Origin of the sequence: Microbulbifer sp. MKSA007, assembly GCA_032615215.1 — a bacterium.
Lineage (GTDB): Bacteria > Pseudomonadota > Gammaproteobacteria > Pseudomonadales > Cellvibrionaceae > Microbulbifer.
In genome coordinates this window covers 2592875-2611711 of record CP128433.1, presented here as the reverse complement: position 1 = coordinate 2611711, position 18837 = coordinate 2592875, and the positions used below count along the sequence as shown (strand labels likewise).

The window sequence follows — 18837 nt, the reverse complement described above, 5'->3', positions numbered from 1 at the left end:
ATGGGTAGGATCAGTCAGTAGCTGGGTTTTAATCCTAGCCTTTCTAGCATGGCAACTTTAATGGCGGCAGTATAAAGTTTAAACTTATAACTGGGTATTCAACTTCAGCGCCCGACAGCTTACACCGGAGAGCATCATGCAAGGAATTCTTTCAGAAAAGTTGATTCTTACTGAAGCGGCCATACTCGAAAGACTCAGGCGTAACAAAGATATAAGCCTTTGCTGTCATGTCGATCATGCTAAATTAATCTATAGCAAAACTGGTGCTGAAAGCCTTAAACGAATCTACAGTGAATACATCAACCTTGCAATTGATGCAAAACTCCCTCTTTTGCTTGCAACTCCCACATGGAGGGCCAGCTCAGAGAGAGTTTCTCTAGCCAAGGCGCCTGCGTCTATCAATGAAGACGCAGTTAATTTTCTTTCTAATATCTTGCCAAAAGAAGGAAATGTATATGTAGGGGGCCTAGTCGGCTGTAAAAATGACTGCTACAAACCACAACAAAGCTTAACTTACAAAGAATCTCTTTCTTATCATCGTTGGCAAATTGATAAGCTCGGAGCCTCTAAAGCTGACTACCTTATGGGAGTAACCCTACCAGCTGTACCAGAGGCTCTTGGCATTGCATCTCTAATGTCAAAGCACTCTAAGCCATATTTTATTAGCTTTGTCATTGGCTCAGATGGTCGCCTTTTAGATGGCCATACCATTCAAGAAGCAATTTCACATATTGATTATCAGGTTTCACCTAAACCTTCTGGATACTTTATTAATTGTTCTCATCCTTCTTTTCTAGACGTTTCAAGTCAATTACCTGACAGACTAATCGGCATACAGGCGAATGCTTCATCGCTAACGCACAATGAACTAGAAAACAGAAAAACAACACACTCCGACAGTATATCCGAATGGGGAAATCTTATGCTTCACTTAAATCAGAATAACGGGTTCAATATATTGGGCGGCTGCTGTGGCACTGATTCAAGACACCTGGAATACATAATAAATAATCACAACTAACATATTTAACCTGGCCCTCTCCGCCTACGGCTAAACTGGGCAGCCAAGCCCTTGGTTTGGCTGATGCTATAGGCATTAACTAAAACAACGGAATTATGAGTAGGGAAAAGTAATAACACTGAGATTCGCACTAGTGTAGGATTAAGTGTTGCGCACTTCACCCCTCAGCTGAGCGTTAAAAACAACTAGTCATGAATATAGAGTATTGCTGGAGGGTAGACAAAGAGCTACCAATGCTAAACGAAGAGGAGTGGTCACAGCTCGGTCCACTACTTACGGATACCATTAAGAAAATTAAGGCTTATCGTGGTAAACACGATTGTGATATTCCAACAGCTAGAGCCAACTGCAGCGCGGAAACAGTGGTGAAGTGCGAAGAATTAACGGGGTATCAGAACATGGATTATGACGTTATACCTTACTTAAGGCGTAGTAACTATGGCCCAAAGTGTAATAAGTGTGGCAAATTGTTCCGCACACCAAAAGCCAAATTGTGTGTAGCATGCGGTCAAACATTGGAGCAAAATGTTTAACAAATTAATCAATATCGCCCTTATAGGACTAGACCTCTACACTACGTGCAGCTGCCCATTATTGAAGAACTATGTGTAGCCTACAACGGAAGTATCTATGGAAGACTTTATTGGAATCATATTTATTTTGCTGTTTGTCGAAGTTATATACTGGGGAATATCGTATAGTACTGGTTACTTGTTGACACCTATAGTGTCATTTGGCAAGTGGAGAGCTGATAAAATTATAAAGGATAAGTGTAGTGGTCTAATCCTTCCGGACACTTCGCTAAGATGGTAAAACTACCAAGCGAGGTGAAGTATGACAACAAAAGGTACACGTCGGCATTTCAAGCCGGAATTTAAGAAAGACGCCGTAGCGCTAGTCTCTGAGCAAGGGTATTCAATTTCTAAAGCAGCAGAGGTTGTAGGAACAACAGCCAATAACCTGCGACGCTGGATAAAGGAACTGAAGCAGGAAGAAGACGGTGTGAGGTTGGATGTAGGTGAGCGCGCAGAATTAGAGCGATTACGACGTGAAAATAAGCAGTTGCGGATGGAGAAAGAAATCCTAAAAAAGGCCAGCGCCTTCTTTGCGAAAGAAATGAAATAAAGTACAGCTTTATTGAAAAACAGCAAGGCAGCTTTCCTGTTAGGGTGCTCTGCCGGGTAATGCAAGTAAGTAAAACTGGTTATTACGATTGGTGTTGCCGTGGTAATAGCTCAATAGATGCTCAAACATGGCAACTATGCCATCGTTTGAAGGCCCTATTTGCAGAATCTAGACAGAGCCTGGGAAGTCGTCGGTTAATGAAGCTGTTACGTAAAGAAGGCTTTGAAGTCGGGCGCTATCGAGTCCGCAAGCTCATGAAAAAGCTAGGCTTGGCAGTAAAGCGTAAGAAGCGATTTACACTGACGACAGACAGTAAACATCACCTGCCGGTCGCAGAGAACCTTCTGAATAGGGAGTTCTCACCGAGCGCTAAAAATCAAGTTTGGACGACTGATATTACATATATTTGGACTTCGCAGGGCTGGTTGTACTTGGCGGTAGTGATTGATCTCTATTCGCGCCGGATTATTGGTTGGCATCTAGATCGCAAGATGGAAACGGCCCTGGTAACTCGTGCGTTGATGATGGCTGTCAATTTGCGTTCGCCCCCAAAAGGTCTCCTGCATCACTCTGATCGTGGCAGTCAGTATGCCAGCCATACCTACCAAACGTTATTGAGTCAGCATGGGATGGTGTGTTCAATGAGCCGTAAGGGAAATTGTTGGGACAACGCACCGACTGAACGTTTCTTCAGCAGCCTGAAGCGGGAGTGGGTAACGGGAAACCTTTATCCGACAAGGGAGGATGCGGTAGCAGATGTAAGAGCCTATATTGCTTATTACAACTCACGCAGAATACATACAACACTGGGAGACCTAGCCCCTATCGAATTTGAGAAATGTGCTTAAAGAAGTGTCCGGTTGGAGTTGACCACAACAAAGGGAACCGGCAAGAAAAGAAAGCACCAGACAGGCTTTACACTTATCGAGAGATCAGGCCAAGTATACCTAGGCGCTATGGCCGTTTGTATTCTAGGCATTTGTTTTTGGCTAATAGCAATATTAGTAATATGCCTCATATAAAAAGGACGTAACCAAGTGTTTAATTCATTCACTATCGCTTATCAGCAATACACTGAAATATGTGCGCCCGTTAATACATCGTTATAAGTAAAAATGAGTAAAGTTAAGAATCCACAAGAAAAGAAAAATCTTAGCTATGAAAAAGATAGAAGAAACTCCTATCGTGAGAATGACAAGAGCAGCCGTAAAAATATCCGTAAGAGGAAAAAACAAAGCTCGCAATTATTTCGTAGAGCTGCTTCCAATCTCGCACGGCTAACACATCACGAGATAGACGCAACGTTCTCTCAGGAAATAGAGTCAGAAGTTAAAGTCAACGAAAAAATCAACAGGCTCAAAAGCTTTAAAAAAGAACCTGACCAGTCTCTGAAAGAGCATTTAAAGTATCAGCAGGATCGACGCAAAATACATGAATGATAAAGTTCATAACCAGTCAATCAAATTCGCTTCAACCCTATGGGCCTCCTCTCTTTTACCGAGAGTAAGCCCACAACCTGCTTCGTATAAATCTGCCCCCAAGACCCACTATCTAATCCAAATACTCCGCTAGTAGCAAGCATATTGAGCGAACCTCCTTTCCTGGCGCCGATGGCTACCACACAAATCGATCGCGTCAACGAGTAAAAGGCCTGTCCTGGAGATATCCTGATTGCCATAACCGGTGGCGATCAAGTGAAATGTAGCATCACGAGTACTTAATAAAGTTGGAAGGACGTAAATTTCGAGCGGGATGCCCCCTAAGGTAGGCCTTTCAGGTGAATGATCTTAGCCCGTTAGGGGTTCTACCAACTCAAAGATGTAGGATTAGCCCAAAAAGCCTATAAATAGGTAAACCCCATCGTTTTGGAGCTGCGACCGTGCCTAAAATACTGATTCCCGTCGCCGATGGTAACGAGGATATCGAAACCATTGCCATCTACGATATTTTGAGCCGAACGGATGCAGAGCTTGCCTTAGCATCGATTATGCCAAGTAGGCGTATAACTACCCTGCGTAACCTTGTTATTGAAGCCCCCTGCTCCATAGAGGATTGTTTGGACTCTACGTGGGATCTAATAGCTCTGCCAGGCGGCAAGGAAGGTGCCGAGCAAATGCATAACTCGGCCCCCCTAATAAAGCTCATCCGAGAGCAAGTTGAGTCGGGCCGCTGGCTAGGGGCAATTTGCACTGCTCCCGTAATCGTTCTTGGTCGGCAAGGGTTAATTACCAATTTCAAGGCCACTTGCTACAAGACTTTTCGCGGTGAACTTAGTCAGTATGTAAAGGAAACTAGTGATCAGAGAGTGGTTGTCGACCGGAATTTGGTGACCAGCCAATCACCCGGGACCGCTATCGAGTTCGCTTTTGAACTCGTCACCTGCTTATTTGGGAAAGAACTATCGCAGGAGATTGCACAGACGGTGAATGTCTATCTACCGCCAAATTAGCTTGGCTTTTTCCAGGAACCTGGGGCGCTGACTTCTATCACCAAGAAAATCAGCTTTTCTGGTATTTCTGCCTAAATTGACTGGGACTCATCCCCACATGCAACTTGAACACACGTCGGAATACTGCATCATCGGAATAGCCTAACTCTTGCGCAACACTAGAAACTTTATTGGCTGGATTTAGTAAAAGGCTGCGTGCGTATTCCATACGGACGCTATCAATGAATTGCTTAGGCGCTTGGCCTGTTAATTGTTTTAGACGCCGGTGTAATGTTCGCTCAGATATCGACAGTTCTTTTGCCAATAACTGGCTGCTTAACTGTTGACCGAAATATTGCCGAACCACATTCTCTGCATCTACCAGAAACTGCTCTTTTGATACCTGGTAGCCTTTTGGTACATGCAAAGTTTGCGAACGCGGGTGGGAATCCACAACGGCAAGATCAGCCACTTTGGTAGCGACTTCATCGCCAGCTAGCATCTTGATCACTTGTAGAGTCACATCCACCCAAGATAAAGGACCACCCGCTGTCACAATATTTTGATCTACTAATAACCCACTGGCCCATAGCGGGCAGGCATTGCTAAAGCGGGATTTCAACTCATTGTGTAACCACCAGGTGGTTGTGCATTGTCGTCCATTTAACAGACCCGCTTCACCCAGCGCCAAAACGCCACTACAAGAACCCGCGATAATTGCCCCGCGCCTATATTGGGTTCGCAACCATTCGCAAGTCGGCTGGTCCAGTAACTTTTCAGGAGGCACACCAAACTGGTTGGGCATAAATCCGGGGACTATCACGGCTTCGCAACTGGATATTTGTGATACCCCATGACTTACAGCAAAGTACCTGCCCTGCCCGTCTATAATGTCGGCGCCATCAGAACTGGCGACCAGGATTTCGGGGGACCAGGACTGTTGATAGGCAGGGTTCAGGGAGTGCTGGCTTTCAGATAAGCGGAGGCCACCCAGGGCAAACATATCTTGAACGCCGGCCAGAGCCGACGGCAAAACTCCCGGCATAGATAAGATGACTATCTGGGCCATAAATCCTCAAAGTGGCGAATTTTGTCTGATCATTGTCTTTTTGGACACTGATAGTCAAGCCTGAGCTTCCCCTAGGATACTCATCACCAAACAACGTGAGAGAAAACAATGACTGAAGCTAAGCTGGCCATCGTGGCACTGATCGACGCCAAAGCGGATAAGGCTGATGAGGTAAAGGCGCTGCTTACCTCAGCCCAACCGCTCGCTGTGGAAGAGCAAGGAACCCTGAGCTGGTATGCCGTACAAATCAACACTACGCGATTTGCTATTTTCGACACGTTTAGCGATGAAGACGGCTTGACTGCACATCTTAACGGCAAGATCGCTGCAGCATTGCTTGGCAAAGCGGATGAACTGCTCGCATCAGAACCACAAATTATGACTGCGGATATTCTCGCATCTAAAGTCTAAGGAAGCCTTGAGAAACCAGGAGTCAGCGTTGGATACCCCTATCGTCTTTATCCACGGAACCAATGCCGGCCCCTGGACAATGGAGAACTTCCACCAGTATTTTGAGGAGGAAGGATTCTATTGTCACAGCCCAAGCTACCGCTACCATCAAGATCTAAAGCCGGAACAAAATCAGCAGCACCTTAAAGGACTGAGTATCACCGACTACGTTGATGACATTAGGGCATTTGTACAATCTTTAGATGAAAAGCCTGTTCTAGTCGGCCACTCCCTGGGCGGTGTTATTGCACAAAAATTGGCAACTATGGATTTGGCAAGGGCAATCGTATTGCTTAACGGAAGCGTAAACTGGGGAATACTGCCCACCACAGAAGATGAGCGTACGCTGGGCAAGTTGTTTATGGCTGCGGGTGAATTTTGGAATGATGTCCTGTTACCGGATTTCGCGACAATGGCGAAATTCGGGTTGAATAAACTTAATCCAGGCGACCAGCACAAGGTCTTCGATCGATTGGGTCCTGAATCTGGGCAAGTACTATTTGAATTGTTCTTCTGGGTTTTCGACAGTAATAAAACAACCAGGATTAACTATCAAAAAATCAATTGCCCCACTTTAATGGTTTCGGGAACCGATGACCTGGCAATTCCGCCTTCCACATCACAGTTAATTGCTAAGCGGCAAGGTAAAAATACCACCTTCTACCGGGCGGAAGGTTATGGTCACTATTTAATGCTGGAGCCAAAATGGATTCGGATTGCGGAATTCTGCAGCAAGTGGGTAAGCCAACAATTTGAAAAAACTACCTCTGCTAGCAATAAATCACTGTGAACCCTTTACTACACAAAACCCTTAATCTGCCTCCTCCCTTTTCTCAAGTGAGATCCTCGGCAAGATAATCGATTAGTAGCCTGACTTTCGGCGCGATATATCGATTGCCGGGGTAAACTGCAAATACCCCTTCATCCCTATCTTCGAGATCACTTAAGAGGGTAATTAACTTTCCTTCAGCAATATATTGCTCGACGTAGTAATCGGGCAACTGCACAACCCCCAGGCCTTTAAGCGCTGCATCTAAAAGCGCCCCGCCATTGTTGTAACGAAGGCTACCTTTGACCCTAAGGTTTTTTTCTCCTTCCCTGGTACTGAATCGCCAGTAATCCAGTGTACCCAGCAGGCAGTTGTGCCTATTCAATTCTGACAAGGAGTGTGGGGTCCCGTGCTCTTCAAGATAATCCGGTGAGGCGCACAGATGTATTCGCCGGTCCGCCAACTTTCTTGCCATCAAGGTTGAGTCCTGCAACTTACCCAGGCGTATGGCGATATCGTAACCCTCATCTATAAGGTCAACCTGGCGATTGGTGAAATAGGCATTGACCTCAATCTTGGGGTTTTGAATCACAAAATCATTGATCAGTGGTGCAACCTTCTTTTCAGCATAAGTGACCGGTGCCGTCAGTTTGATTTTGCCCTGTGGGTGGCTCTGTAATTGAGTTACTGCTCGTTCCGCCGCCTCCAGCCCATCGAGCACCCCTCGGCAATGCTGGTAAAACAGCGTACCTTCTTGTGTCAGTGACACCTTGCGCGTGGTTCGATATAGCAGTTTGACATTCAAACGGCTCTCCAAAGCACTGACCTGGCGGCTGACTTTAGCAGTAGAAATAGCCAGCCGCTGCGCTGCGAGGGTAAAGCTCTCGCTTTCAGCAACATAAACGAACTCTGTAATACCTTCCCAGTCTTTCATTATTGCAAATATGTAAAAGTAAGTTTCAAAAACACCCAATTATAATCAATTCTGCAATCAATATAATGGCTCCCCAGTCGTCACAGCGGGGCCAACCAACTCCAGGCCCTGAATGACATGATTTAACAGCGAGTAATCTTATGTCTGAGCAATTTATCAAGTCGAAGGCCGCCATCGCTTGGGGGCCTGGCCAACCGTTATCGGTCGAAGAAGTGGATGTCATGCTGCCAAAGGCTGGTGAAGTATTGATCAAGGTCATTGCATCGGGAGTGTGTCACACCGATGCTTTCACCTTGTCTGGCGACGACCCGGAAGGCAAATTCCCCTGTATTTTGGGCCATGAAGGTGGCGGCATTGTCGTGCATGTCGGTGAAGGGGTTACCAGTGTCAAAGAGGGTGATCATGTGATCCCCCTGTACACCCCAGAATGTGGCGAGTGTAAATTCTGCAAGTCCGGCAAGACGAACCTCTGCCAAAAGATCCGTGAAACTCAGGGCCAAGGCCTGATGCCTGACGGCACCACGCGCTTCTATAAAGATGGCAAGCCCATCTACCACTATATGGGCTGCTCAACATTCTCGGAGTACACCGTATTGCCAGAGATTTCGCTGGCAAAAGTAAATCCGGCTGCGCCGTTAGAGGAAGTCTGCCTGCTGGGTTGTGGTGTCACTACTGGCATGGGCGCGGTGATGAACACCGCCAAGGTTCAAGAAGGCGATACCGTTGCGATCTTTGGCCTTGGGGGCATCGGCCTTTCGGCGATTATCGGCGCCACCATGGCGAAAGCTTCACGAATCATTGCCATCGATATCAATGAAAGCAAGTTTGAGTTAGCCCACAAACTGGGGGCGACGGACTGCATCAACCCAAACGATTACGATAAGCCGATTCAGGAAGTCATCGTCGAACTCACCGAGGGCGGTGTGGATTATTCCTTTGAATGCATCGGCAACGTCAATGTGATGCGCTCCGCTCTGGAGTGCTGCCACAAGGGCTGGGGTGAATCGGTCATTATCGGTGTAGCTGGTGCCGGCCAGGAGATCTCCACCCGTCCGTTCCAGCTGGTAACAGGCCGAGTCTGGCGCGGGTCCGCATTCGGCGGCGTTAAAGGACGCTCCGAATTACCAGACTACGTAGAACGCTACCTGAATGGCGAATTCCAGCTCAACGGCTTTATCACCCACACCATGAGCCTGGATGACATCAATAAATCTTTCGATCTGTTACATAAAGGCGAAAGTATCCGCACCGTCATTCACTTCGATCAATAACCAGCAATGATCAATTGGGCCATCTCTTGGCGGTGGTCCAATTAGGACTACCCATCATGTCTATTGAAAATATCGGTGCCAACCGGAGTTTTGGCGGCTGGCACAAGCAATACCTTCACGACTCACAGTCACTTAACTGCAAAATGCGTTTTGCTATTTATTTGCCACCGCAAGCTTCACAAATGCACAAGGTTCCGGTGCTCTACTGGCTGTCAGGTCTGACCTGTACCGATGAGAATTTTATGCAAAAGGCAGGAGCCCAGCGGATTGCCTCCGAACTAGGGATAGCCATCGTTGCTCCCGACACCAGTCCCCGTGGAGAATCTGTTGCCGATGATGAAGCCTATGATCTGGGGCAAGGTGCTGGATTTTATATCAACGCCACCCAAGCGCCCTGGAGTCGCCACTACCACATGTATGATTATATGGTGGAAGAACTGCCGGCACTTATCGAGACCACCTTCCCTGTGACAACACAGCGCGCCATTGCAGGACATTCAATGGGGGGCCATGGTGCACTGATAATCGCCCTACGCAATCCGGCAAGTTATGTTTCCGCATCAGCCTTCAGCCCCATTAGCAATCCTTCTCAGTGTCCGTGGGGACAAAAAGCCTTTGAAGCTTATTTGGGCAAAGATCGGGATAGTTGGCGAGACTACGATAGCAGCGAACTGCTCAAAAATGCCGAGAAGTCTGTGCCGATGTTGGTGGATCAAGGGGAAGCCGATAGCTTTCTTGTTGAACAGCTGAAACCCGAGATGCTCGAAGCGGTTGCCAAAGCAAGTAACTACCCGCTCCAACTTCGCCGTCATTCAGGTTATGACCACAGCTATTACTTTATCGCCAGCTTTATTGAGGAACATCTTCGGTTTCATGCCCAGCATCTCAGCCAGACATACCCAAACTAATAAGTAAGGTCAATCGTTAGTCCAAGGCCACAGCTGCAAAGAGAGTTGTGGGCCTGGTGATCTATTAATTTTCTAGCTATTTAACTCACGCACCACCATCAACCGCTCCTCGGTCATATCCGCAATAGCCCAGCGTACTCCCTCCCGACCAAGACCCGAATCCTTAACACCACCATAGGGCATATTATCTACCCGCCAGCTGGGTACATCACCAATAACCACACCACCCACCTCCAAGGTATCCCAGGCTTGCTGGGATTTGTAAAGGTCACGAGTGAATATGCCAGCCTGCAGACCAAAGGCACTGTCATTCACCTTGTCTAAAACATCATCAAAGCTATCGAAAGGCTCCAGAATTGCAACTGGACCAAATGCCTCCTGCTGCACAATGGAGCAGTCATGGGGCACGTTTTCCAATAGCGTTGGATCAAGCATGGCGCCATCTCGTGTACCTCCACAAAGCAGGGTTCCCCCGGCTTGAACCCCCTCTTCCACCCAGGAATGCAAGCGGGTAGCCTCTCCCTCAGAAATCATTGGGCCAATAAATGTATCTTCTGATCGAGGATCGCCTTTCTTAAGCTTTTTGGTACGCTCAACCAGACGTCGCTTCAGGTCTTCATATAGACTGCAATGTCCATAGATCCTCTGGACGCCGATACAGCTTTGACCCGACTGATAGAAAGCACCAAAAATTAACCTCTCTACAGCATCATCAAGATCTGTATCCCGATCGATAACGCAGGCTGCATTACCTCCCAACTCCAAAACCACTTTCTTTCGTCCCGCCCTGGCCTTTAGGTCCCAGCCGACCGCCGGTGAGCCGGTAAAGCTCAGCAGCTTAAATCGATCATCCACTGTAAACAGCTCTGCTCCCTCTCTATGGCAGGGTAATACAGAAAAAGCACCTTTCGGCAACTGTGTTTCGGCCAGAACTTCAGCGATGATCAATGCCCCTATGGGCGTGCGGCTAGCGGGTTTTAGTACAAAGGGACATCCGGCAGCGATGGCAGGTGCCACCTTGTGAGCGGCAAGGTTCAAAGGGAAATTGAACGGCGATATAAATGAGCATGCGCCTACTGGCACTCGCCTGATATATCCGCGATAGCCCCGTGAGCGCTTGGATATCTCAAGATTGATAATCTCACCATTGATACGTACTGCCTCTTCAGCGGCCACATGAAATGTATCGATTAGACGCAGCACCTCGCCCCGCGAATCATGAATCGGCTTACCAGCTTCAATACACAACGCTTCGGCCAGCTCTTCAAACCTTTCACGAAAACGTACAACACAATGCTGTAAAACTTCCTGGCGGTTGTAAGACGGCAAATTAGCCATCGGTTTTTCTGCCAAAAGCGCCCAGTCGATGGCACTGTCAATAACCTTGGCATCAGCCATTGCAACCCGGGTAGCTACTTTCCCTGAATACTTGTCAGTAACTTCCAGATCGGTGTTGGCATGCACTGCTTCATTGGCCAGGTAGTAAGGGTAAGATTCTTGCAGCAAGGTAATATCCTTTTACTTGATGTCTTGATCTATCAAGAGTGCCCCAACGCTAGATACAGCATTGTGCCCATCGTCGGGTATAGATGACCCGCAGGCATATATCAAATGCGTGTTCAATGGCTTATTAGTTTTGCTACCGGGGAAGGACTTTCTTACTTGTTCAAGCTAAATATGATGCAGAAGGGATAGAAATAGAGGAATCTTGTGAAGTTGGGGGCAAGCGCCCCACAACTTCATATTAACTGGGAACCAGCTACTTTTCGGTTAACCACATGCCAACAGGCTCATAATTAAACTTCTTATATACCGCTTTTTCGGTATCCGGGTTATCACTCTTCTTATCGATGTTGTATACGGTCCAGTTCAGTTCGTTGACATTGAATTCAATCACTGCATATCCATAGATATTACTAACAAAATCTTTGATATGTGGGTTATTGACCTGAACCCCACCATTTAGCAATGATGTAAACACACTGCCAACATCAATACCTTTCTCAATCGTATCGTTCATATTGGGAGAAGATATGGAAGGAGTCATCAGCTCAACGCCGACCAGGTTGTCGTAGTCCCAGTTGCTAATTTTGCTGAAATCAACCTTCAGGTATGAAGCGATACTGGAATGGAGGTCCCCTGTCAGCACTACAAAGTTATCGACATTGCTGTCCTTAACAGATGACAGGATCTTTTCCCGCTCCCACTGGTAACCATCCCAGGCATCATAATTGGCATACACAAGAGAGCGCCCCAAAATAGTACCAGCCAATTGTGCCAGCAAAGTCTGGTTCCCCCACACTTTCCAGCGGGCACTGGAGTTAACAACTCCATCAATCAGCCAATCCCGCTGAGTCTTACCCAGCATGGTTTGGGTATCTTCTTCATAATCTGTGCACCAGTAGTTTTCCCAAGCTGTACCATCCTTGCACGGCTCCTTGGTTCTATAGGTGCGGCTATCTGTCATATACAGATCAACCAAGTCACCGAACTGGAAAGAACGATAAATCTGCAAGTAGTCAAAAGCGTGGCTTGCGGATTCATCGACTTTTACCCGCGCTGGAACATATTCGATCCAGGCCTGCTGAGCATCGCGACGCAACTGGCGCAGCTGGTCAGGGTTGTTATCGCCAGTCTGGTAGGGATGAGATGGCACACCCAGAGTATCCCGCTCGTAATCCCAGTAAGCATTGTCTGCAGTTTCATGATCATCCCAGGTGATGATAAATGAGTGCATTTCCATCGCTCGCTGCAGGTTCTTGTCCTTGCGATACTCTCTGTAAATATGACGATAGTCCTCAAGATCCATCGCAACAGAGCCGCCAGAAGGCAGAGAGAGCGAATGCACTATTGAGCTTTCAAAGCCCTCGTACTGGGCGTATTCATAGATAAAGTCACCCAAATGCAGTACGCAATGTACATCTTCGTCCGCGATATGGTTGTAGGCGTTGTAATAACCGGTAGTGTAATCCTGACAGGTAACCACAGCCATCTTTAGATTCTCTAGGCTACCGGTAGGCAGTGTGTGACAACGACCAACGCGGCTACTGACAGTCCCGTATTTGAAGCGGTAATAGTAACGTTGGTCAGAAGATAAATAGCCTTCCAGGTCAATGTTAACGGTGTAATCACGGTCTGCCGTGATATCGCTAGCATTAATCTCAGCACTTAGAATTGGCTGGGTAAACTCCTCATCCAGCGCGACATCTACATACAGCGACTGACCCGCGATATAGGAGTCAGGGTTAATGTGCGTCCAAAGGACCACTCCAGTTTGACTGGGATCTCCCGAGGCTACTGATAAATCAAAAACAATTCCGTCGTTATCAATTTGATCAGCAAATGTGGTGCCGCCCAGTACAAAACGTGCATAGGTTTCACTATCAGTGTCCGCGAGAGAACGGACCGTAAAGGGAGTCAAAAGTGCAACACCCATAGCCTGGACAAAGGTTCGGCGGGAGATGGTCATATATAAACTTCCTGTTATCGTACGCATGAAGAATCGGAAAGGGAGCGGATTCTATAGAAGAACGTACCAACAAAGAAGTTTGACTTTTTATCTAGTAATCTCTTTTTCTCTCGAAATTAACACTTATGGAGTTAATACACAAAAGTCAGATGGAGAAAAGCAAAGTCCCCCTCCCCATCAGCTATGAACTTGAAAAACTTAGCGTTGTTAACCATTAGCAATCTGAAATCATCTCTGGCCTGAGATAAGCAAAAGCGTGCTGTACATAGTCGGCTTTACCTAAGGAAACACCTTGGGCTCTCAAGATTGCATAGGCCGTGTTGATATGGAAATAAAATTGAGGTAGCGCCCAGTCCCTGGCATATTGCTCATTAGTCATATCGAAAGTCATCCCATTCGGGAGCTTAATCGTCACAGGCTCATCCACTGCTACCATCACTGCTTCTGGCGTAACGCTTCTTAAAAATGCCAGTGCCTCTCGAATTCGCTCTTGAGCTTCGGAAATGGACCCGGGGTTTTCATCAGCTCTCTGCCCTTCACGAGCCAACTGCTCCAGAAAATCTGGAAGCGCACACCGCTTCAATCGAAATATTGCCTCTTGCGCCTGTAAACAACTAAACCGCACTTGGGATGATAAAGGAAACATATCTGGGGCAAGCCTCGCTTTAAGGAGGGCTTCAGACTCATCTTCTGGAAATTCTGTTTTTGCCTTTTCCAACCAACTAGAAAGGGCTTCCAATAGTTGTATATATGTAGGTAATAACAAATCTGTCAGGTTCATAATATGTTTCCACTGGTTTTTATTGATAAACGACAAAATATATCTCTGGTAGCATTCTAAAATAATAAGGGAGGCACAAGCATAATTTAGTGTCTTCTTGCCTCCATATCTAAGCTAAATTCATAAGGCGCCAACTCGAGATAAATAAATGCTCAGGATACTCAGATATATTGCTGCTAGTTTAATGGTATTGGTGTCACTAGCGAATGCTGAATCTATTGACGTCGCAGTTAATGGCACGCTAATGCGTGGATTCGCCCTCGAAAAACATATGCTTAAAAACCATGCCACTTTTGTACGAGAGGCTAAAACGGCGTCGATCTATCGCATGTGGTCAATTGGAGACAAATACCCCGCAATGGAAAGAGTTCTCAACGGCGGCACATGGATTACACTGGAGATCTGGTCGATTCCGCAAGCCAACTTGGTCAATCTATTAGAGGAGGAGGCCAAAGGGTTAGTTTTAGGTAAAGTTGCTTTAGCGGATGGAACACAAGTATTAGGCATACTGGGTGAAAACTATATTGTCCAAAACCAGAAAGATATATCCAAGTGGCATGGCTGGCGAGCTTATGCGGAGAGTATGAGTAGTAATAAAACCGGTCAGTAGCACTAATATCAAATATTTGATTTAGACAATCGAAATGAGTACACATACAGAAGTCGCAGTAAATGGACCATTGATGCGTGGCCTGGCGTTAGATAAAAACTTAATACAAAACAATGCAACATTTGTCAGGGAGGCTAAAACAGAAGCCATTTACCGGATGTGGGCAATCAAAGGCGAATATCCTTCGATGCAGAGAGTGCGCACAGGTGGAACATGGTTCAACGTTGAAATTTGGTCCTTACCCAAGACCAACTTAATTGAAGTGCTTAATTTAGAGGCAACGGGACTAACTTTGGGTAAAGTAGTCTTAGAAAATGGCGGGCAAGTTTTAGGGATATTAGGAGAAAACTATTTGACTCAGCAACAAGAAGACATTTCCCAATTTCATGGATGGCGCAACTATATACAACAGAAATCTAAAAACTGACGTTGAAGCTGCTTTTATTTGGCCCTAAACAATATCATTAGGTAGACAATCCACTCAGTCTATATCTTTGGGCGATATAGCTGCCTACCACGGCACGGTATTCCTACCCACTCTAAGCACCCTGCATCCAGAATCGTTACTACCGCCCCACCTCTCGAGTCTTCGCAAAAGGCTATATTCGTGGGACGCTTACCACAGGTGGGTATACGTTCGGCCACACTTCCCTCACCATCAAGAACGGTCACGTCACCTTGACCAAAAACTGCACAATATAATCGCCCGTCGCTACCGAAAGCCATCCCATCTGGCCCTACAAACCCCTCTGGCGCCCCAACAACCACATTGCCGAAAAGCTCCCGCTTGGGGTGCGTTAACGAAGCGAGATCGTAGCGGTAGATATTGCCGCTAATAGTCTCCCCTACATACAGCTGGCCCCGATCATCAATGGCAATACCGTTGGGAAAACGTAATCCGGAATCAAGCTGTCGCAAAACATCTCCATTGCGAGGATCTATCTCTAATACCTGTCCATCGTAGCGACAAGATCGGCAATCAGCTCGAATCACCTGCCCCTGAACAAAAATATCCGGGTCAATCCCGGAGTCGGTTATGTAAAGTAAGCCATTTTCACCAAAAACCAGATCATTGGGCCATAAGTAGGGCTGATCTTCTGGTCCGTCATAAGATTCAATAAGATCCCCATTTAGCCCCATGCGAACAAGCTGCTTACCCCCTCCATCTGCAATCCATAAATTGTCATACCCATCGATTGCCATGCCATTAGGTCGCCGAGCAGGATAGCCTATTTGTTGATATTGACCCTGCAAGTCAATACGGCTTATACAGTGCCGTCCAGATGCCATTTCAGTGACATAAATGCGGCCATCAGGCAGACAGATGGGCCCTTCTGGTTCTTGTAAGCCTCTACACAGTACTTGTCTTTCCATGCTAACGACCACAGACTCGAGTTGCTTAAAAAGGCATCATTTCTGATACGAGGGCGTATCAACGCCAGGAGGGACTAGTCCAGCCAACCTAATACGTTCCGCCAAAGACTCTCCTTGAACTCCTTTCGGAAAAACCCAAAGTGGCCTATTGATGTCTTTCCAATAGAGCTGGTTTGAATCACCTCAATATCTGTATTCGCATTACAGTAAAAATCTCGCAATGCGTAGACAGCCTTCTCTGGTGCAAAGTCCTTATCGTCATCTATTAGCAGGAACTTCATATCACACTGCAAGCGCTCGAATCCCTCACGAATCGGCCGACCATGCTGATCGACAACGTAATCCTTATGTCGAGCCCAGTAAGCCCATTCACGAGCTATTCCTGCAGGTAGGTTCTCTCCCCCCAAAGTACTCCAGGCACCCACCCCAAAACATTCGATAGCAAAGGAAATGCGCAGTACCATCCAAACAACAGCTTTGGCTGATACCTTGCATCCCAGTGCCCCCAATAACCGCTCTGAGAAGAAACACAATACACACTCGCAAATCGGGTGTTATTTGATGCAAGACCTACAATTTGACCACCGACACTATGGCAAATGCAGTGCCACTCCAAGCTTTTAGCTCGTTTGCTACACCAGTCAATCACTGCCGCCAAATCTCTCTCCCCCAGGCTCTTAAGGTCAGCCGTTTGTCCCTTTGACTCTCGATAGCGGACTTTCCGATACCTCGGTAATCATAAGTAAGAACCAAATAGCCATTCCGGGCTAAGAAACAAGCAAAATCCCGATAGTAGCTCTGCTTAACCGCCATAGCAGAATTAATAATGATGCCGGCTTTGGGCACCTCACTCGGCGAGAATAGCCTTCCACCAAGCACTATCCCATCGTTAGTGGGGATTTGCTGAGCCTCAATCATTTACTCAAAGGTTCCCCCGTGTAATTCAACACAAACTATTGGGTAAGTTAAAATTCCACCCAATACTTCCGGTCTATCGCATGAGATGTAATTAACAAGCTGATCCCTAACAGGTATTTCCTCCTTCCAAGAGCAATAAATTGACCTGAATATTCACTTCTCGACATTTACCCCCCTAAAGACTAGAGCAAGTTAAAAGCCTTAATTATATCGCCCTATATAATGAGATTCGATGTTCCAGTTTATGAATTGAAAGGAGGTAGCTTTACCAAGAAGTCAAATAACATGGCAGACTATTGCTCTAGGGAGCCTCTGAATAACTACGCAATACCTCTGCGGGTCTTGAAGGCTGCAGATGTTAGGCGCAGCTCGCCGCGAATGGCCGTAGCCCTTTGCAAGAGCTGCAACGCAGCAGATGCGGCCTTCAAGGCCCGCCCTTCGGGGCTTGCAGAGCGATTCACACTCCGCGTTGCGACTTCTTGAAAGGCCTAGACATTCCTGCGAAGCCGCGCCTTGATTGTGAACCGCTCTGCATGCCAGAGGCATCACGGAGTTATTCAGAGGCTCCCTAGCTTTCCACTATTTCACCTGCAAATGTCCAAGTGAGCTGCACAAAGATATACCCTGCCAATAATCCTCATATTCACTATCAAAAGTGCTAAAACTTCTAAGTACTCTAAAATGCAAGGATCAGGTTTGATAGCCGATCAATCCAGTCGCCAAGTTAAGGGGATTCGATTTATCGCTTACCTTATATTCCACCTGATTCACTTAAAATGATTTTGAGCTATAGACAACAGGAAGTTTAGGTGCATGTCCGATCGATTCAGTATTATTATGCCATGCTACAATGATTCTGACCTTCTGTATAACCTATTACAAGGCTACACTTTACAAACCTATCCAAAGGAAAATTTTGAAATCATTATTGTCGATAACAACTCAAAAGATCCCAACATCCTGTCATGTTACAACCAGTTTAAGAACCACCTTACTTTAACTTTACTATTCAGACCTCAATTACCAGACCCATTCGCACTAAACTCGGCGCGAAACTTAGGTGTAAAAATTGCTAGACACGGGTGGTGTATATTTACAGATAGTGACTGTATCCCCGCCCCGAACTATCTGGCAGAGATTCAAAAAATAATCAATGATTATGGGCCTAGTATCTGCATGACCGGGATAAGGGAGTTTATTCACTCTAAAGATATTGTCCCAGCAGAAATGGACGGCGACGGCAAGTACCTTGACGCATGCCCTAGATTTAATAGCCCATCAAATTATGGACTCAGTAAAGATAGGCGCCTAGGGAAAATAGAGCAATTACCCAATACAGAACACCCCTGGGGGCACTTTTATGGCTGCAATATGGTGTTTAAAAGGCAGGATGTCATCAAGGTTGGTTTTTTCGATGAAAAATACGATGGAACCTGGGGTTACGATGACATAGACCTGGCTTATCGAGTTATCAATGAGCTCAAAGTACAGCCAATTTTTATGGAAGAAGCCATTGTCTACCACCAGGACAACATAAAGTTAACAGAGACAATCAATGGCAAGAAGAACAAAATTAAAGATTTGAGCAACCCAAACTATCAATATATCTGCAAGAGGATTTCCGGTTATTATGAGTTTAGTAATCGCGAATTCAAACGATTTGGGCTAACAACTACTGCAAGCTAGCAATTGACATGAGTGACCAACTTA

Annotated in this window: 20 protein-coding genes; 11 read left to right on the top strand and 9 right to left on the bottom strand. The window is 46.4% G+C overall.

Annotated features, from left to right (window positions below):
• The first annotated feature begins 136 nt into the window (after positions 1-136).
• The 4 genes from QT397_14510 (at position 137) to QT397_14495 (ending at position 4595) form a co-directional block, all read left to right on the top strand.
• Positions 137-1021 carry a homocysteine S-methyltransferase family protein gene (locus QT397_14510; GenBank protein ID WNZ54104.1) on the top strand — a complete coding sequence of 295 codons (885 nt, stop codon included), beginning with the start codon at positions 137-139 and terminating at the stop codon, positions 1019-1021.
• A gap of 834 nt (positions 1022-1855) precedes the next feature.
• Positions 1856-2994 (top strand): IS3 family transposase gene (locus tag QT397_14505; protein ID WNZ54103.1). Its coding sequence is split into 2 segments (ribosomal slippage): positions 1856-2105 and positions 2105-2994, totalling 1140 coding nucleotides; the frame shifts between segments, so codons are not numbered across the junction.
• Between the two features lie 267 nt (positions 2995-3261).
• Positions 3262-3585, top strand: coding sequence for a hypothetical protein (locus QT397_14500; protein WNZ54102.1), 324 nt, complete (start codon positions 3262-3264; stop codon positions 3583-3585).
• 440 nt (positions 3586-4025) lie between these two features.
• Positions 4026-4595: a DJ-1/PfpI family protein gene (locus QT397_14495; protein ID WNZ54101.1), complete on the top strand. Its 570-nt coding sequence runs from the start codon at positions 4026-4028 to the stop codon at positions 4593-4595.
• A 49-nt stretch (positions 4596-4644) separates the two neighbouring features.
• Here the strand turns inward: QT397_14495 and QT397_14490 are convergent, their stop codons facing one another.
• Positions 4645-5643 carry a helix-turn-helix domain-containing protein gene (locus tag QT397_14490; GenBank protein WNZ54100.1) on the bottom strand — a complete coding sequence of 333 codons (999 nt, stop codon included), beginning with the start codon at positions 5641-5643 and terminating at the stop codon, positions 4645-4647.
• Positions 5644-5751: 108 nt separating this feature from the next.
• On the opposite strand from QT397_14490, the gene QT397_14485 reads away from it, so the two are divergent.
• Entirely contained in the window at positions 5752-6054 is a 303-nt protein-coding gene (locus QT397_14485) for an antibiotic biosynthesis monooxygenase (GenBank protein WNZ54099.1), read from the top strand.
• Positions 6055-6082: 28 nt separating this feature from the next.
• Positions 6083-6883: an alpha/beta hydrolase gene (locus tag QT397_14480; protein WNZ54098.1), complete on the top strand. Its 801-nt coding sequence runs from the start codon at positions 6083-6085 to the stop codon at positions 6881-6883.
• Between the two features lie 43 nt (positions 6884-6926).
• On the opposite strand, the gene QT397_14475 is transcribed toward QT397_14480, so the two are convergent.
• Entirely contained in the window at positions 6927-7796 is an 870-nt protein-coding gene (locus tag QT397_14475; GenBank protein WNZ54097.1) for a LysR family transcriptional regulator, read from the bottom strand.
• A gap of 140 nt (positions 7797-7936) precedes the next feature.
• Between QT397_14475 and QT397_14470 the strand changes: the two genes are divergently transcribed.
• Together QT397_14470 and fghA are read left to right on the top strand one after the other, a co-directional pair.
• Positions 7937-9067: an S-(hydroxymethyl)glutathione dehydrogenase/class III alcohol dehydrogenase gene (locus tag QT397_14470; GenBank protein ID WNZ54096.1), complete on the top strand. Its 1131-nt coding sequence runs from the start codon at positions 7937-7939 to the stop codon at positions 9065-9067.
• Positions 9068-9123: 56 nt separating this feature from the next.
• Complete coding sequence (gene fghA, locus QT397_14465) at positions 9124-9975, top strand: S-formylglutathione hydrolase (protein ID WNZ54095.1); 852 nt, start codon at positions 9124-9126, stop codon at positions 9973-9975.
• 72 nt (positions 9976-10047) lie between these two features.
• On the opposite strand, the gene QT397_14460 is transcribed toward fghA, so the two are convergent.
• The 3 genes from QT397_14460 to QT397_14450 all read right to left on the bottom strand — a co-directional run bounded on the left by QT397_14460 (position 10048) and on the right by QT397_14450 (position 14261).
• Positions 10048-11481, bottom strand: coding sequence for an aldehyde dehydrogenase family protein (locus QT397_14460; protein ID WNZ58490.1), 1434 nt, complete (start codon positions 11479-11481; stop codon positions 10048-10050).
• 253 nt (positions 11482-11734) lie between these two features.
• Positions 11735-13444: an alkaline phosphatase D family protein gene (locus tag QT397_14455; GenBank protein ID WNZ58489.1), complete on the bottom strand. Its 1710-nt coding sequence runs from the start codon at positions 13442-13444 to the stop codon at positions 11735-11737.
• A 214-nt stretch (positions 13445-13658) separates the two neighbouring features.
• Complete coding sequence (locus QT397_14450; GenBank protein ID WNZ58488.1) at positions 13659-14261, bottom strand: DUF1993 domain-containing protein; 603 nt, start codon at positions 14259-14261, stop codon at positions 13659-13661.
• Between the two features lie 112 nt (positions 14262-14373).
• Between QT397_14450 and QT397_14445 the strand changes: the two genes are divergently transcribed.
• Positions 14374-14835: a hypothetical protein gene (locus tag QT397_14445; protein WNZ58487.1), complete on the top strand. Its 462-nt coding sequence runs from the start codon at positions 14374-14376 to the stop codon at positions 14833-14835.
• Positions 14836-14869: 34 nt separating this feature from the next.
• A complete protein-coding gene (locus tag QT397_14440; protein WNZ58486.1) occupies positions 14870-15262 on the top strand; it encodes a hypothetical protein in 393 nt (130 codons plus the stop codon).
• A gap of 59 nt (positions 15263-15321) precedes the next feature.
• Here the strand turns inward: QT397_14440 and QT397_14435 are convergent, their stop codons facing one another.
• The 4 genes from QT397_14435 to QT397_14420 all read right to left on the bottom strand — a co-directional run bounded on the left by QT397_14435 (position 15322) and on the right by QT397_14420 (position 17588).
• On the bottom strand, positions 15322-16209 hold the full coding sequence (locus tag QT397_14435; GenBank protein ID WNZ58485.1) for an SMP-30/gluconolactonase/LRE family protein: 888 nt from the start codon (positions 16207-16209) through the stop codon (positions 15322-15324).
• A 74-nt stretch (positions 16210-16283) separates the two neighbouring features.
• The gene (locus QT397_14430; GenBank protein ID WNZ58484.1) at positions 16284-16673 is read right to left on the bottom strand and encodes a hypothetical protein; all 390 of its coding nucleotides are present in this window, start codon (positions 16671-16673) and stop codon (positions 16284-16286) included.
• 181 nt (positions 16674-16854) lie between these two features.
• Positions 16855-17127, bottom strand: a complete 273-nt coding sequence (locus QT397_14425; GenBank protein ID WNZ58483.1) for a hypothetical protein — start codon at positions 17125-17127, stop codon at positions 16855-16857.
• 320 nt (positions 17128-17447) lie between these two features.
• Positions 17448-17588, bottom strand: coding sequence for a hypothetical protein (locus QT397_14420; protein ID WNZ58482.1), 141 nt, complete (start codon positions 17586-17588; stop codon positions 17448-17450).
• Between the two features lie 352 nt (positions 17589-17940).
• On the opposite strand from QT397_14420, the gene QT397_14415 reads away from it, so the two are divergent.
• Positions 17941-18813, top strand: a complete 873-nt coding sequence (locus tag QT397_14415) for a glycosyltransferase (protein WNZ58481.1) — start codon at positions 17941-17943, stop codon at positions 18811-18813.
• Positions 18814-18837 lie beyond the last annotated feature (24 nt).